Below are 14631 nucleotides of genomic sequence, written 5' to 3' on the forward strand. Positions count from 1 at the left end.
AGGTTGTTTCATAATCTTTTTACAATAAAGAAAATTAATTCTACGCGTCTTGATAGGCATCACTTCAGTAGTAGTTGTGTAGATGTAGCACAATGTTTCTCTGAGTGTGATATGAGTAGAAGCCAGATAGAGAAATTTTTAGATGAGAGTGTGATCTTGGAAGAATCTCTCTTGTCTTCTAAACTAGGTGTAAGAAGAGAAAACACCTAGTTTCTGCATGAAGGTCAAGATTAGTGTCAATTGACAGTTTTTTTTTAAAACACTATAATAAAATCAATCCTTGAATGAGATAAGAAGAGATTAACCTAATATGAGGGGCTAAAATGAAATCAATTCCTGAATACAGACAAGAAGCAATTAATCCAGTATTAAGTCTGTTACAAAAAGCATTAGTACGTGATGGTAAGAATCCGGACGATCCTGAATTGAGTCGTATGTATAGTGATACTCTAAAAGTTATTACGGCTTCAGAATGGAAACAACTATTTGCTACCGAAAAAAATGTATTTAGAGATGTAGTGCGCATATCAGGTTTGGACTATATATCGGTCTTCGAAGCTCTTGTTGATTCTGGCTTTTTTGCAGAGTCAACAGTAGCAGAGTTAAAGGGGCTATTATTGAATAGTATTCACTCACTTGGTGACTTGGCAATTGTAGTAGAAAATGCTAATTACTCAGCACCGTTAGATATCATGGTTGATCGAGGAGTGGTATCAGCGCTAACACCTGTAGAGTTAAAGGGGATATTATTTGGTGATATTAATACACTTAGTCAGTTGGCACGTGCAGCTTTACACGGCGGATACCCAAAGGCGTTAAATGCTTTTGTTGATTCTGGATTATTGAATGATCTAACTGTTACTACAGAATGGAAACAACTATTAGTACATCCCGCCACTCTTCTTGATTTAACATTATCAGCAGTTGAGGGAGCTCCAAAGGCGTTAAATATCGCTATTGACTCTGGAGCATTAGCTATGTTGACAGCAGAAGATTTTAAAGAGATATTATCTGTTGTTGAACCTGGTAGATTTGAGGGTAATCTAAAGCTCACAAAGGAGTCGGTTTTTGAATCTGGCATAAATAAAGATTTTTGTATTTTAGTATCTGCAGCAAATAGAGGGTGCCCAGTGGTGTTAAATGCTTTGGTTGCTTCTGGAGTATTGAAGGAGCTAAGTGCTAAAGATTTTAAGATAATATTAAATTATCATTGGGAAATACTAGATGAACTAGCAAATATAGCGTCTAATGGGCACCCAGCGGCGTTAAATGCTTTGGTTGCTTCTGGAGTAGTGAAGGAGCTAACACCAGCAGAGTTAAAGAAGATATTATATGATGATCAAACATTAGGTCGACTAGTAAATATAGCGTATGGTGGGCACCCAGCGGCGTTAAATGCTTTGGTTGATTCGGGGCTGTTGGCAGAGCTAACAGCTGTAGAGCTAAGAAAGATGTTGCCAGAGGATAGATTTAGAGAGGTTTTAGAGAGATATCTGAGAGAAGAGAGATATTTGAGAGAGGAGGGTTTAGGTTTATCATTGATACTATTGATGTTCCAAAAAGCATACATAGGTTTATTATCCTGGTTCTTTAGGTATATTCAACCACCATTAAGACAAAGATATTTTGTGATGAATGTTTTCAAGGTATCGCCTAATTTATTTATTGATTTGCCTTTTACTGGTATGGATGATGAGGAGGTAGTGACTGATACCCTGAAAGTATTATTGATTTCACATTATATGCCGAAAAATTTAAGTGTACAGATGTTGGCAGGTCCTATCAAGCGGGATATAGCTGAGACTAGCAGTGTCTCTAAAGCTCATCCTCACGTTACATTGCCTTATTATATTGTTTCAAATATGTGTAAAAAATATTTGGGTGGTGATGCTTTAGCAAAGTTCGAGATTCCTCCAGAGAGTATTGCACAATATTTTAATGGATATCACCAAACATTATCTATTAAGGTAGTGGCATCTGGTTTGGTACAAACCCTCTATGATGCCATGCCTTTGCCGGTGTATCTTGAGTGTGCTAAATATCGTAGGGATTTGTATAACACACTACAAACTTATTTACGCGGATTTTCTTCAGAGAATCACACTCTTTCCCAAGCAGTATGTGTGGGGTCAACCGCTGAAAGTAGAAAAGAATTAGTTGATCAGATGTTAAAACAAATCCAATCGTTAAGTAATGTGCGTTTAATTACTTTAAATTGGCTAAAGGATAAGATTGGAAATGTCAGCTTTTTTTCTTGTGAATTAAAAGATCAAGAAATATTGCCTGTAGATGCGAAGCTGCTATATCCAGGTATTAATAATGTAAGGATTATACCAGAAGCTGATAAAGTTTTTTCAGCTTGGTGCATCAATAATGGTATATTTTCTCAACGTTACATAGCATTGGATAAAGCAAGTTTATTCAATAAGCTGTGTGCTATAAAGCAAATTAGTCCTATTCTTATTTATAAGCATATCATCAATGATGATCATGGGGGGTTAGCGCAATGCTTTTCTAGGTGTGATATGAGTAGAAGTCAGATAGAGAAATTTTTAGATGAGAGTGTGATCTTGGAAGAATCTCTCTTGTCTTCTAAACTAGGTGTAAGAAGAGAAAACACCTAGTTTCTGCATGAAGGTCAAGATTAGTGTCAATTGACAGTTTTTTTTTAAAAACGCTACAATTGATACAAAAAAGAGATTAAATAATGCTATATACGTTAGGATGGATTCTTACTACCGTAATCTTATTCTTCTGCATGCTTTTCTGCTGTTTTGCGATGGGTCGTAGATCCAGATCCAAGCTTAATGAAATACGTAACTTGAAAATAAAAACACGTAAATTACGTTTACAGACGGATATTCTAAACAGTGCTATGGATGTTAATGATAAATTCAATAACTTGTCTACTTTGGCAGGAGATGCCACGAAGTCTTTCTGTGCAAGTGTGAAGGATTTCTTTAATAAATCTGGCTATCCTAAGCAAGACAATGTTGGGTTGCCTGGCCCGTCTGATAATTTACAAGAAGTGAAGCCAAACTTTAAAGTAGGTCGGAAGAATTTGGATAAGCCTAGTTATAATGATCTTTTTAGTTCAGGGAGTTCTCGTGCATGGTCTGAGGGGTATCATCTATTTCTTCAGTTGACAGACAGGTTGATTGACTGTATAGATCCTAAAGTAACAGCTAGACATATAGAGGACTTTGATATTGAAACATATGAAGAGTTATAGAATCAACTAGAGATTTTACATATTACGCGGACTGAGAACGATCTTATACATGTAAGAGAGTTAGAGTTGTCATTAAAGTCATGAGCTATATAATAAGGATTTTTATTGAGATGGATGATTATATGACAATATTAAGCGAAGACGTTTACAGTAGTCATGTAAAGGGCATCAGGAATGCTCACCTAATGTCGGTCCGTTTGTTAGTAACCATTAAGGTATAATGTAGTAACTCCTTCCGAAGTTTCTGGGGAGGGTAAGTTGGCTGCTTGCATTCCGTCTGAGCTAGCAGCTGATGCAGCGCTCCCTGCTGCCTTTGCTGACGGTGCGGCTGCCCCAGGAAAGTAGGTCAGTTATAATTAGAGGCGTTTGCTCCTTAAGTTAAGTCCATGATCAATGTTGTTCATGGATGATTAACAGTTGTTAGAGTAGGTCAATCAGTTGGCTAAGGTAACCTATGTTGAGATCAGGCGCTTTTTTTAAATTAGAGAAGAGCCTATAGAAAAAACAGCATTTTTAAAATGTGTAACTGGATTTTCTTTGTAAATTACAGCGGACTCTTAATAAGAGTAATGATTCTATGTTTTCTGGTTGGTGCTTTTGTAAATTTGACATTTTGTTAAAAGTATTGTATAATAAATGTTAAAAAAGGTATTAAATATTATGATTAAAAATAGTGGAGATATAGAAGTTCAAATTAGTTTAGATGAAATTCTGAACACGGATGGTATTAGCGACAAATTGAAAGCCTCTGTTGGTGAGTTAAAACAATTATTGAATGGAGGTAAGGTTGATTCTGAAGTAAAGTCTCAGGCTTCTAAGTTAATTAATAAGATTCTATATCAATCATACGGATGTAACTCAGTACACTCATATCGTTTAAAGTGGTTAGTTACTAAAGCAATGGTATTTGTAGTATCACTTCTAGCATTACCATTGGGTTTATTATGGTCTCCTCATTTGATAGCTATAAATTTCAAGGGCGAGCGTAAATTAGGAACTTCTTTTTTCCCTGCTTTATTAAAGTCACTTGCTAATGGGTTAATGTTTGCAATAGCAATTATGTTGCTTGGCGCAATGGCTTTGCCTGACAAGTTAAAATCACACAGCAAGCGCTTTGTTAATTTTAAAGCGACACAAATAAAGAAAATCGATCGATGGGGTCAAGTTTTTAATAAGAAGAGTCCTTCAGGTTTAATTATTCACAGCAAGTTAGTCGGAAAAAAAGATAGCAGTTCTAAAGAGGGTACTGAGATGTATACTGACTTAACGAGTGAGATGAAAGCAGTGTCTAATCTTTTAGGTTCTGGTGTTAAGCTTATGTTGGACGATGGTGATGTGACTGTAGAGGGTATCGATGGTTATATAGCGCTTCAAATTAGTATGTTACCAAGGCTTAAAGCAGATGCTATGACATTTAAGCTGCAGAAAGTTAAAGATGCTAAGCCAATGAGTGATGTATATAAGAAAGCGCATCGTGCAGTATTAGAGAAGATTCATAAGAATTATAGTACAAAATTAGTTGATGAAAAACTCTCCCTTAATAAATTACGTGAAGAAGTGATTAAGTTAGAGAAAGCTCGTTTAGCGAAGATGGGCATTACATTAAAAAACTGGAAGGATGGTAAGCTACAAACATATTTGAATACGCATACCATGCAATCAACTGTATTTGGTGGTGTATCAACAGGTCTAAAAGGTCACATGGGGTACCACGGTGGTGCAGCTATCGTGCTTGTCAATAAAGATAATGTTGCGGATGGAAAAGATGTTGGTTTTAGTCAACATGGTGTTAAGTTGTCTCAAGGAATTGATTTTGGAAAGCCTAGCTTCCATCATATTGATTACAAAATGTCACACGAAAATCATACGCTAATGGATAAGGACGTTTTAGAAAGCATTTTAAAGGCTCATGATGAGATGCAAGTAAAGCGTTATGATAATTACCGTAAAGATGAAAAAGGAGTCTCTTACATTAAAAAGTATATTGTTCCTAATTACATGCCAGGTAACTTTGACTGTCAGTTTTATTTGGGGCTTTTAGCTTCAGGTATAAAGCTAAATCATCCTGTGAAATCTGCAAATACTTCGGAAAGCTTATTAAAAAATATTGTCCGATGTGATGATTGTGGCACCCAAGGTATGGTAAAGAGAATATTAGGTGGCACATCTTTAACGCCAGTAAAAGGTGCTGGGTCTTAGGTTAAACCAAAGGCATAATTGATTAAATCAACTGCTTGTGCTAATGTTTTATTAGGTTTATAAAACAAGGGTGTGCCCATGGATGAGGCAGCAGTTGGCTGTAGCCAGACAATAGATTTAGGAACATTTAGTCCCTATAAAGAAAATAATATTAAACAGAACATGAGTAAGCGTGGGGTTATGAGCAGCTTTTTCAGCTTGCTCTATCTAATCTCTCGAGGTAGTCATAAAGAGTCTGATCCCTCTACGGGTCGTGTCTTTAGTTTTACGAATAGTATGCAGGGAATTTTTGCTCAAATATTCCTTGCTGGCTCAGGTCGAGGGCTCGTTAAATTTTTACTTTTTGTAACACAGGCCTATATCTTACCGCGTGCTGTAGATGCGCTGCGTGTTGCTAATTTAGCCCTTTTTTCACAGTGGATCATTTATGCTTCAGCTGCTTACTTGGGTAGTTTGCTGGTGCAGTTTTTAATTTTTAATGCATTTGATAAACTAAGGAACAAATTTTCTTCACGTATAAAAATACGTATGTTTCAGAATTTACTTAGAGATAATAACATTTTGCATGCTGACTTTAGTCCAGAAGATTGGATGGAAAGTGTTAAAGAAAGGCTGCATCAAACCTTAACGCATATCCCTGTTATTATTGGTATGATAGTCGCCACTATAGGGAGTATGGTTTTAGCATCTACTGCACTCAACTTATCAACGTTTGTTTTTTCATTATTTATTTGTGTGCTTACTTCATTTGTAGGCCGTTGGGTAAAAGTAAAGTTTGAGAAACATTATAGTCAGTATGTGGAGCGATACGATAACACGATGACACACAGTGCACGGAACATACAAAATGCAGCGGTTGTTAACTTGTCTCATCAAGCCATGTTAAATAGCACGGTTAGGACTGAAGTTAATAAAACCAGTCAATTATCACTGACTGCAACTTTTTATAATCGTATAAAGATTTTTGCATCAGGGATTTTGTCTCATTTTACCTATATTTTATACACCTGCTACTTTGCTGGTTGCTTGTATTTTGGTTATTTAACGCTTCCAACTGTTTTAATTCTATTGCCACTTTGTAAAAGTTTGTCAGAGTCTATGGGTGAGGCGGTAGGTATCATTCCACTCACGCTGCACACGCTTAAAGTGGCAAATAAGTTGTATAATAGTTGGCAGTTGGTTAGTAAAGGGTATGATGTATTGCCAGACTATGAGTCAGTTAAATTAACTAGAAATCAGTTAAGGATTTTGTTTTCTGCTTTATGTCTTTTATCTCCATTAATGTTGTTGATTAGTCTTAAAGCCATGATTGTGTTTTTAATGGGGTCCTGTGTCTTGGTTGTATTTGAGGTGCGTTCTAAAACTAATCTGCTTTCTATGATACTGTGTAAACGGCCATCAGTAGCTAGCAAACCATCTGGCGTTCAAGTCTCAGTCGTTGATGTCAGTGATGCCAAAAAGGTTGAAGGTGTTTTTGAAAACGAGAAAGGTGCCAAGACAGATTTCGAAATCCACACGGGCCAAGCTCATTTTGTATCAGGAGAAAATGGCTCAGGTAAGTCTTCAATATTTTCAAAGGTAATTCCGTGCAAGCTTCCTAGAATGGGCCAAAATATCAAATTTGGAAAAGGTAAAAGCTGGGTGGTTGCGGCAGCAGATTTGCAGCTATTATCACTAGATTTTAAGAGTGATGGAACGATTCTGGAGCGCTTAGCGCAACGTTATAGTGTAAAGCGTGATCAGGCGTTTGATAATTATGTAATAGAGGGTTTATCGTCTTGTGGTTTTTCCCGACTTGACTTGGATAAAAGTTATACTGATTTTTCAGATGGAGAGCGTCAAGTATTAGCTATTTGTGGCTTAGTTGCAACATTAAAACTTTACCCTAATAAGGCAAGTTATGTTTGTTGTGATGAGATGACTGGGAAAATAGACAGTGCAAAACGTCCTAGTGTATTGCAGTATTTAGGTGAGTCTTTAACTGCTTGGCAAGGCACATCAGCAGTGATTGATCACAATGTTAAAGAATCAGATGTAAAAGCGCATTTTCAACAGCAAATTCGACTTAGCGTTAAACGCTAATCAGGTATTAATGTGTATAGAACGACCTTAGAATAGGTTGATCTCTAAACCGACTTTAATTGTATTGGTACGAAATTCATACTGTTCTTCAAATTGAGTATGATCTCCAGAAAACATTTGTGTGTCTGTATCACTAGGGTTGCTATTTAACTTAGGATCAGTTGCAAAGCCATATTGTCCTTTAATAAATACAGTGGCTACATCACCTAAATGGGTGCTTAATTCCGCATATATGTACGGTGCAACTAAGTAATCAATCTCTGCTTCGTATGGCTTTCTTTCACCATCATTAAATAAGGAAGCATTGGTGTTGCCATCTATCGCGTCATTATCCATGGAGCTTAGTGCGTCAAAAACAGGACCTGTTTCTATTTTTATGCGTTGGGCGAATGCACCGCCGCCTATCTCAATCTGGTTGCCGTTACGATCAAGTACAACCCCGATATCAGCGCCAAATGTACTTCGTGGCTTGAATGTAAATAAACTTGCAAGTACGGATCTAGCCTCACCCTCATAAATCCCGTAAACTTCACTACTGATACCAAAAGTTAGCGCATCACTTGGATACGCGGTCTCTGGTAGGCTTTGGAGTTTAAACCCTACTGACAAACGGTTGACAGCTGTTGTATCAACACTATCTTTTGCAATGCTTTTCTGATCATCATTCACAAATGCTGTATTAACGTCAATTTCGTCATCATCAGCAGATGGGCATGCAAAGTGGTAGTCGTCTGTTGTGTTTAAGTAGGGAAGGTTGTAAGCGCCACTATTTTGAGCTGTGAGATGGCTAATGACCCCTGATATTCTCATATTTACAGAATGATTAAGTCCAGCATTAGAAAGGGTGTTGCTCAGTAAGAGTGTTGAAATTATGGCTGGGCGTAAAATAGTTGTGTGCATTAGCATATACTCCTTTAATTTTAACTATGTTTATAAATATGGGTTCTAAATCCTACAGAGAAGTTACTGTTTAAGAATTTAGGGGAGGAAGTAAGCTGACGTCCCAGATTTAAAGTACGGTTAGTGGGTTGAGCGACCAGAGCAGTATCTTTACAGTTGGCATTTTCTGAGGTGATTGTACCATCCAGTTCTAAATTAAAGCTCGTCAAACCATAGTCTAGGTGTAGGTATGCATCAAGCCATTCAACGACAGGAACATACATTCTGCCCATAATTGATAACGATATAGGGCGTATTTCGCTCGCATCTGCAAGTGTTGCTCCGTTATACAGTAAGCCATCACTGAGTCCAGATAATTTGAGTCCGGGTGCACTTATTTGAGCCCCTACTTGAATCTCAGATTGACTTTGAGTTTCTAAATAACCACCAAGGGTAATGGATGGGGATCCTTGATGCTCAAGTTTGAAGCTCTGCATAGCGAAGTTTTTTTCACTATCGCTAAAGGATATCCCATAAATGATACTGCCATAAAAGCCCATTTGGTCTGCGTAATTCCATTTGCCAGATAGTTCAGCATTTATTTGGTTGAACTCAGTTGCTAGCTCTTGAAGTGTCCAGTGATGTTGGTTGGTTAAGCTTCCAGGTATAAGCTGTTCATTATACTCAAAGCCCATCTTGTTGGTGCTTACGTTTGCACTTCCATAAAAGTCGATGTCTGCATAGGACATTGTGGTGGTTAAGATAATTGCCGATATTATATATTTTGCATGTGATGGCATGTATGCTCCCTTACTTAAAATATTGCTGACTTGATTTTAGCATTTCATTTTCTTTAATCAAGTATAATGACTGAATTTTGATTTATGCTCGTATCGTCAAGTTATAAGTTGTAATTAAATCCAACGGATGCTGAAGTTTGACTAGACTCAAACTTCGTAAACTCACTACCCAAATCTAGGCTTTCAAAGTTTTGTCGAGCAGAGCCATAAATGCCAACTTGGTCTCCATAAAACTGGTGCATGAAACTCACTTCAATAAAGGGTGATGTTAGGCTAATATCAGAAAGTTCAATGGTGGGATAGGATGATTCAGTTTTAATTGTTTTATCAGCAGTTAGCCTGGTCGTTCTAATTTCACCCATTACTTTTTCAATGCCTGCATAAATAACAGCGCTATTGTGTTGGCTGGTCTGAACCCCAACACCAATTGCACCAGATCCACCAAATGATGGTGAGAACTCAATGTTGGTTATGGTATTGTCAGGAGTGGTGATCGGTTGATTGGCTTTAAAAGAAACCGCTGCATAGATATAATCATATAAATATTGTAGTTCAAAACCAGCAGTTACAGATTGGAATGATGTATGGTTGGTTTCATAAGTAACTCTACCTGTTCCAACAGCCTCAACCATTTGTTTTTGTGCTTCAACGACTGAGTTTAAGGTATTCGTATTAATTATGGTGACTTTTTGATAAGAATCAGCAGTATCTAAGAATGTTGCAGTTACAACACGTGGGTTTTTTTGAAAATCAAAATATCCGGTTGCCGCTTTTGCAGTCTCAGGATCTGTGTAGGAAGGATCCCCATTATCATCAACAGCTTTAAAAATGATCTCTGTTTTATCGGCAGTAGGTGTGACATCAAAACTCGTCCCGTCTACTAGTGTAGATTGATTCCATACCTTGTGAGTACGGAGGCTGAATACTTTATTGTTGCTGCCGGTGTCCTCCAGGTAGTCGCCAAACAGAATATAAGCTGAACGCGTCTCTGTTTCCCAAGGTTGGTCAGTATCGAGTCCTAGAACAAAAATAGATGCTTGATTTAGATTGGGGAGGGCGGTAATAGTCGTATCTAGCTTTTTGATAGTAGTATATCCTATAATCATTTGAGCAGGGTCACCCTGTCTGAAAATTGCGCCACTGACTGAGACTGTATGCGATGAAATCCCTGCATTTGCTTTGACGGAAAATTGAGCGTGAGCGCAACCTGAGAGTAAGCCAAGAATAATGAGTAGTTTGTGTTTCATTAAATAATGCTCCTAAATTTTAGTATATTCCAGTAATCCCGAATGAAACGTGTTGTGAAGTCATGGAAAGAGGCGTTGTGTTTCCGTCAATCATGATGCTTTCTTGTTTTTCATTGATCTGAAAATTAACGTGTCCTTGAACATAAGGCATCAGTTCGATGTTGGCGCTAACTGAAATATAGGCTTGGAGAATATGTTCCATTTTTTTATTTTTAGTTGAGACTAATTCAACTGCTGCTTCCGTGTCAGAGATCGCTCGATATTCAGATGAAAAGCGAGTGAGTCTTTTACCGCTATGTATACCAAGATTGTTTTTAGGGTCACCTATTTTTATGCCAACATCAGCTTGCAAAGCAATCTCTGGGTCAATCTCATAATAGATGGCGTCTTGCTCAACTTTTTGGATCGGTGCGTCTAAAGTGAAATCAAGGCTGAGTTGAGAGAAGGGCGTAACGCCAACATCGATACCACCACCCAGGCTTACAGCGTAATAATCTAAGCTATTTGCTTCTATAAAGCCTTCAGCTGTACCTAGATCAATACCTTTACTGATGTTCTTAAAATTATTATCGCTTGGACTGTTCATGGATATAATATAATAATTGTCATCTCGAGCTTTTTCATTGAGAGTTATTGTTTTTGATCTTTGAGCTAATTCATCGGCTGCAGCCCCAAGTATACCTTGACTTGTCTTTAGATGTATGCGGTTTTCGTTCACATCAATGAAGTTATCGTACCAAGTAGCATTATTCGGAATAGCGTTATAATCGCCAGAAGAGCCATCGCTAAGATTAGTGACTTCTTGTAGGCCTCTATTAAGTGAATGGTTTATAGTGAGCTTGGTTTCCATATTCTCAGAGGGGTCGGTGCTAAATAGTACCATACTCAACATTTCTCCTATAACTGGTTCAAATATACTACCATTATTTGTTATAGAGTTTGCGTCTATTTCATGGGCAAATATTAAATAAATATCCGTCCCAGGTATTGCATCAGCTTCAGTCACCTCTAGAGCAGTGGATTGGGACTTTATTTTAAAATTATCTTCTGGGTCCACATAGACAACACCAGGCGCTTTCTTAAGCGCCATCTTTTGTGTTTTCTCAAACGGACCTAGGTCCTCTAGACCTTGATCTTCAGCACCACTAGCACCTTTTACTTGATCGAGTAGTGTGTTATACCCGTCACCAAGCCCTTTTACTTGAGTTTCTAGGTTCATATTTATTTTATTAATGGCTACCTTTCCTCGATAATTGATGTTGGCTTGAGTGGATTGTGCACAAAAGCAGAGGCTTAGGTAAAATACTTTAATTTGGGTTTGTGTGAGTTTCATAGACTACGCACTCCATTCGTATTGGATATTAGGTTTAAACGGTTCATATAGAATAGCTCATAGCTAAGTTGAGACTGGTTTGGTTAAATTTGAATTTGGATAAAGAGGTATTATACTCACCAGGCTCATGTTCAAAGGCATAGCGTGCATGAGCGCTAAATCCTACAGCACTGGTGTTTGCTTTCTTTTGGATGCCTAGATCAATGTAATAAGCATACTCATTTATTTCCATATCAGTGACCTCTGGGTAGCTATCTGTTGTGTAATCTGTTGTGTCGTTGGCATATTCATATTTAATCGGGCTCAAATATATATCAGTACCGTCTTTTTTTGGAAGACTGGCTGATAGTTTGCCATTGATAGATTGCGCGCCAGCAGCAATAGACACCTGTGTAAAGTCATAGACCGAAACGCTGATTCCAGCTGCAGTACCATAGTTATATTCTGGGGTAAAGTCTATCAGGCTTAAGTTATTACCTGAGTTGCTTGTTAAGGGGAAATCAAAATGAGCAGAGATAAATGCGCTAATAAAGTTTTCATACTCATAGCCTGCCTGCGCTGAGGCTTCTAGAGCGTGCACTTGTGGATTATGAATTTGGAAGTGACTGACTGTCTCTCCTGTAGCGGCGGCATCGACAAGGTTGCTAACTGATCTTGAGGCCTGGTAGAGTAGGTCACTATCCAGAAGTGCGACTACGTGTTCTGAAGTTGTAGTTGTATTACCATTAGAATCTTCCCATGTTCGTACTGAACTATAATCACTATTGACTACAGTATATGAATCAACAGCTGTTGGGTCAGCGGTCATATTAGTAAGTTCCAGTTCAGTCTTGATCAAACCATTAGTTTTATAAATAGATTTTACACTGGCTGTTCCTTCTCCGCTGGCTTTAGTAAAGTTAGGCTGAGTGATGGTAAGTGTAGTATCGAATTCTACTTTAAGTAGGGCATATTCTTCGGTCGATGCTTCCCAAGGGGTTCCGGTGGATTTAGATTTTACATAGACTGCTTTGTGGGGAACGATGAGTAGATTGTCAAGAGAACGCTTCACATCCTCTAAGTCGTAGAGTGCTTCATAAAAATCCATCTCTTCAGAGGCTTTGATAATCCGTCCTTTAATTTCTATAGTTTTAGAGGTAACTCCTGTGTTAAAGGTGAAATGGAAATTACCAAAAATTAAGTTGGGAATGAGTAAAGAGCTGTAGAGAAAGTTTTTATTCATAGAAAGAACTCCTCGTCGAGTGATGAGATAATGCCAATTGAAAATGATTGTATCTCAGAGGTTGCAAGATTGCTTTGTGCGCCTTTGAGCTCTTGTTTTTCATTTTTATTTGTGAGTGAGTAGTTGATCAGTGCACTTGCATGGTCAGATACCTTAAACGATGCCTGAAGTGCTGTGTGGGTATGGAAAAATCCAGCTTGAGTTTCTCGAGTAATATTTAGGCTCTGACTCTCAATTTCGACAGTACCATTAATATCGCTTGTAGCGAGTGATTTTACCTCTGTGCTCGCAACTAGGTATGTGATTCCTTGACTAAGCGAAATGTGTGCCCCCAAGATGTTTGCGCCAAGACCTACTGATCCATGGAATGTGAGCTCAGGTTTTATTTTATAGTAAAAGCCCGTGTGCTCAGGGTTTTCAATAGGGGAGTCTAATCCAAGATCAAATTGTATAAATGTCTCTTGAGCTAGATATTGTCGTAGATTTAGGCCCAAATCAACACTGTAATAATTAACAGTATCATAATCAGTGTAGGTATAACTCGAGGTAGGTGTATTGTAGGTAAAAGAAGCCGCTTGTTTAAGTATATAGCTCAGTTGAGTGTCATTATTAAAATCTGCTGAACGTATAAAGACAAAGTCTTTTTTCTGATTTTCTTCACTCAGCTCAAAATATTCGGGGGGATTCGTGTTTAATGCAACATACGACCCTTCGACTAAGGGAGTTAGAATGATACCACTAGCATCACCATTTAATGCAGCAGCTTTGTAGTTTCCGCCATCTAAACCTGAGGCAAAAGCATTGTCATTATTCAACACATCGTCCACCTTCACTTCGGGGTATGTATCATCAGGACCAGTGTTATAGGTAATAGTCCCATTTTCTGCTGTTGCTGGTGTTATTCGTGTAATTGTTGCTGGGCCACTGTAGTATGTGTCAGTAACGTTGTATACTTCGCTCTCATCTTCACCTTTGGCTCTATTGTAATGCTGATTAACATGCAAGCCTTGGTTGAGTGAATGATCAATTGTAATGCTGCTTTCAGAAATGGTTCCTTCTTCAGTAGATAGTCTTAAGTATGTTGAGGCGCTGTCAATGTTTAGGTTTAGGTTTTTGATGAATGTTCCTGATTTTGTAGTTGTGGCTGAAGCATCAGACAAGATTAAAATATCTTTTCCTGAAACAAAGTCAGATGCCTCAGGAGTTCGCTCTGTGCCAGTTACAAGTATGTTAAAGCCCCTTTTCCGATCTTCAAATACACTTCCAGGCGCACGCGCTATTGGGTGGTCTCCATACACACCCGCAAAGGTTCCATACTGTTCAATTGATGTGTCAGTCCAGAATTTAATTGAGCCAAAGTTATCAAACCCTTGCTTAATAGTAGCACGAGAATTAAGTTTGGTTTGGTTGATTTTTCCATAAAAGTTAATGGTGGTTTTGGCTATTCCATTATTCGCACTAAAATAGAGTAGTGTAATTAATCCCCATTTCCATATTGGGTTCTCTTTCATGTGCTAAAAACTCCTTATTAGCTATGTTACATAGTATCAAAAATATAAATGCAGTTGTCAATTTTATTGTGGAATACTTGTGATTTTAGGTAAATGGGTTATTATTAATCTTAATGATTTAATTGA

10 protein-coding genes are annotated in these 14631 nt (G+C 37.8%); 4 read left to right on the plus strand and 6 right to left on the minus strand.

Features of this window, described 5'->3' with window-relative positions; translation table 11 throughout:
- The first annotated feature begins 323 nt into the window (after nucleotides 1-323).
- From MMH89_RS01045 to MMH89_RS01060, 4 genes are all read left to right on the plus strand, one after another.
- The gene (locus MMH89_RS01045; protein WP_258568529.1) at nucleotides 324-2624 is read left to right on the plus strand and encodes a hypothetical protein; all 2301 of its coding nucleotides are present in this window, start codon (nucleotides 324-326) and stop codon (nucleotides 2622-2624) included.
- A gap of 83 nt (nucleotides 2625-2707) precedes the next feature.
- Entirely contained in the window at nucleotides 2708-3232 is a 525-nt protein-coding gene (locus MMH89_RS01050; protein WP_258568530.1) for a hypothetical protein, read from the plus strand.
- Nucleotides 3233-3868: 636 nt separating this feature from the next.
- Nucleotides 3869-5431 (plus strand): hypothetical protein, encoded by a 1563-nt coding sequence (locus tag MMH89_RS01055; RefSeq protein WP_258568531.1) that lies wholly within the window; start codon nucleotides 3869-3871, stop codon nucleotides 5429-5431.
- A 78-nt stretch (nucleotides 5432-5509) separates the two neighbouring features.
- Complete coding sequence (locus MMH89_RS01060; RefSeq protein WP_258568532.1) at nucleotides 5510-7513, plus strand: ATP-binding cassette domain-containing protein; 2004 nt, start codon at nucleotides 5510-5512, stop codon at nucleotides 7511-7513.
- 27 nt (nucleotides 7514-7540) lie between these two features.
- On the opposite strand, the gene MMH89_RS01065 is transcribed toward MMH89_RS01060, so the two are convergent.
- The 6 genes from MMH89_RS01065 to MMH89_RS01090 all read right to left on the minus strand — a co-directional run bounded on the left by MMH89_RS01065 (nucleotide 7541) and on the right by MMH89_RS01090 (nucleotide 14505).
- Nucleotides 7541-8413, minus strand: a complete 873-nt coding sequence (locus MMH89_RS01065; RefSeq protein ID WP_258568533.1) for a hypothetical protein — start codon at nucleotides 8411-8413, stop codon at nucleotides 7541-7543.
- 20 nt (nucleotides 8414-8433) lie between these two features.
- Nucleotides 8434-9192, minus strand: coding sequence for a hypothetical protein (locus MMH89_RS01070; RefSeq protein ID WP_258568534.1), 759 nt, complete (start codon nucleotides 9190-9192; stop codon nucleotides 8434-8436).
- 101 nt (nucleotides 9193-9293) lie between these two features.
- On the minus strand, nucleotides 9294-10439 hold the full coding sequence (locus MMH89_RS01075; protein WP_258568535.1) for a hypothetical protein: 1146 nt from the start codon (nucleotides 10437-10439) through the stop codon (nucleotides 9294-9296).
- 19 nt (nucleotides 10440-10458) lie between these two features.
- Nucleotides 10459-11772, minus strand: a complete 1314-nt coding sequence (locus tag MMH89_RS01080) for a hypothetical protein (RefSeq protein ID WP_258568536.1) — start codon at nucleotides 11770-11772, stop codon at nucleotides 10459-10461.
- A 43-nt stretch (nucleotides 11773-11815) separates the two neighbouring features.
- Nucleotides 11816-12994, minus strand: coding sequence for a hypothetical protein (locus tag MMH89_RS01085; protein ID WP_258568537.1), 1179 nt, complete (start codon nucleotides 12992-12994; stop codon nucleotides 11816-11818).
- Nucleotides 12991-14505 carry a hypothetical protein gene (locus MMH89_RS01090; RefSeq protein ID WP_258568538.1) on the minus strand — a complete coding sequence of 505 codons (1515 nt, stop codon included), beginning with the start codon at nucleotides 14503-14505 and terminating at the stop codon, nucleotides 12991-12993. Before MMH89_RS01090 ends, MMH89_RS01085 begins: the two co-directional genes overlap by 4 nt.
- Nucleotides 14506-14631 lie beyond the last annotated feature (126 nt).

This window comes from Candidatus Comchoanobacter bicostacola (genome assembly GCF_024172705.1).
Classification (GTDB): Bacteria; Pseudomonadota; Gammaproteobacteria; order Comchoanobacterales; family Comchoanobacteraceae; genus Comchoanobacter; species Comchoanobacter bicostacola.

Coding starts and splice junctions, on each gene's coding strand:
- MMH89_RS01045 (WP_258568529.1), top strand. CDS start 324: ATGAAATCAATTCCTGAATACAGACAAGAAGCAATTAATCCAGTATTA.
- MMH89_RS01050 (WP_258568530.1), top strand. CDS start 2,708: ATGCTATATACGTTAGGATGGATTCTTACTACCGTAATCTTATTCTTC.
- MMH89_RS01055 (WP_258568531.1), top strand. CDS start 3,869: ATGTTAAAAAAGGTATTAAATATTATGATTAAAAATAGTGGAGATATA.
- MMH89_RS01060 (WP_258568532.1), top strand. CDS start 5,510: ATGGATGAGGCAGCAGTTGGCTGTAGCCAGACAATAGATTTAGGAACA.
- MMH89_RS01065 (WP_258568533.1), bottom strand. CDS start 8,413: ATGCACACAACTATTTTACGCCCAGCCATAATTTCAACACTCTTACTG.
- MMH89_RS01070 (WP_258568534.1), bottom strand. CDS start 9,192: ATGCCATCACATGCAAAATATATAATATCGGCAATTATCTTAACCACC.
- MMH89_RS01075 (WP_258568535.1), bottom strand. CDS start 10,439: ATGAAACACAAACTACTCATTATTCTTGGCTTACTCTCAGGTTGCGCT.
- MMH89_RS01080 (WP_258568536.1), bottom strand. CDS start 11,772: ATGAAACTCACACAAACCCAAATTAAAGTATTTTACCTAAGCCTCTGC.
- MMH89_RS01085 (WP_258568537.1), bottom strand. CDS start 12,994: ATGAATAAAAACTTTCTCTACAGCTCTTTACTCATTCCCAACTTAATT.
- MMH89_RS01090 (WP_258568538.1), bottom strand. CDS start 14,505: ATGAAAGAGAACCCAATATGGAAATGGGGATTAATTACACTACTCTAT.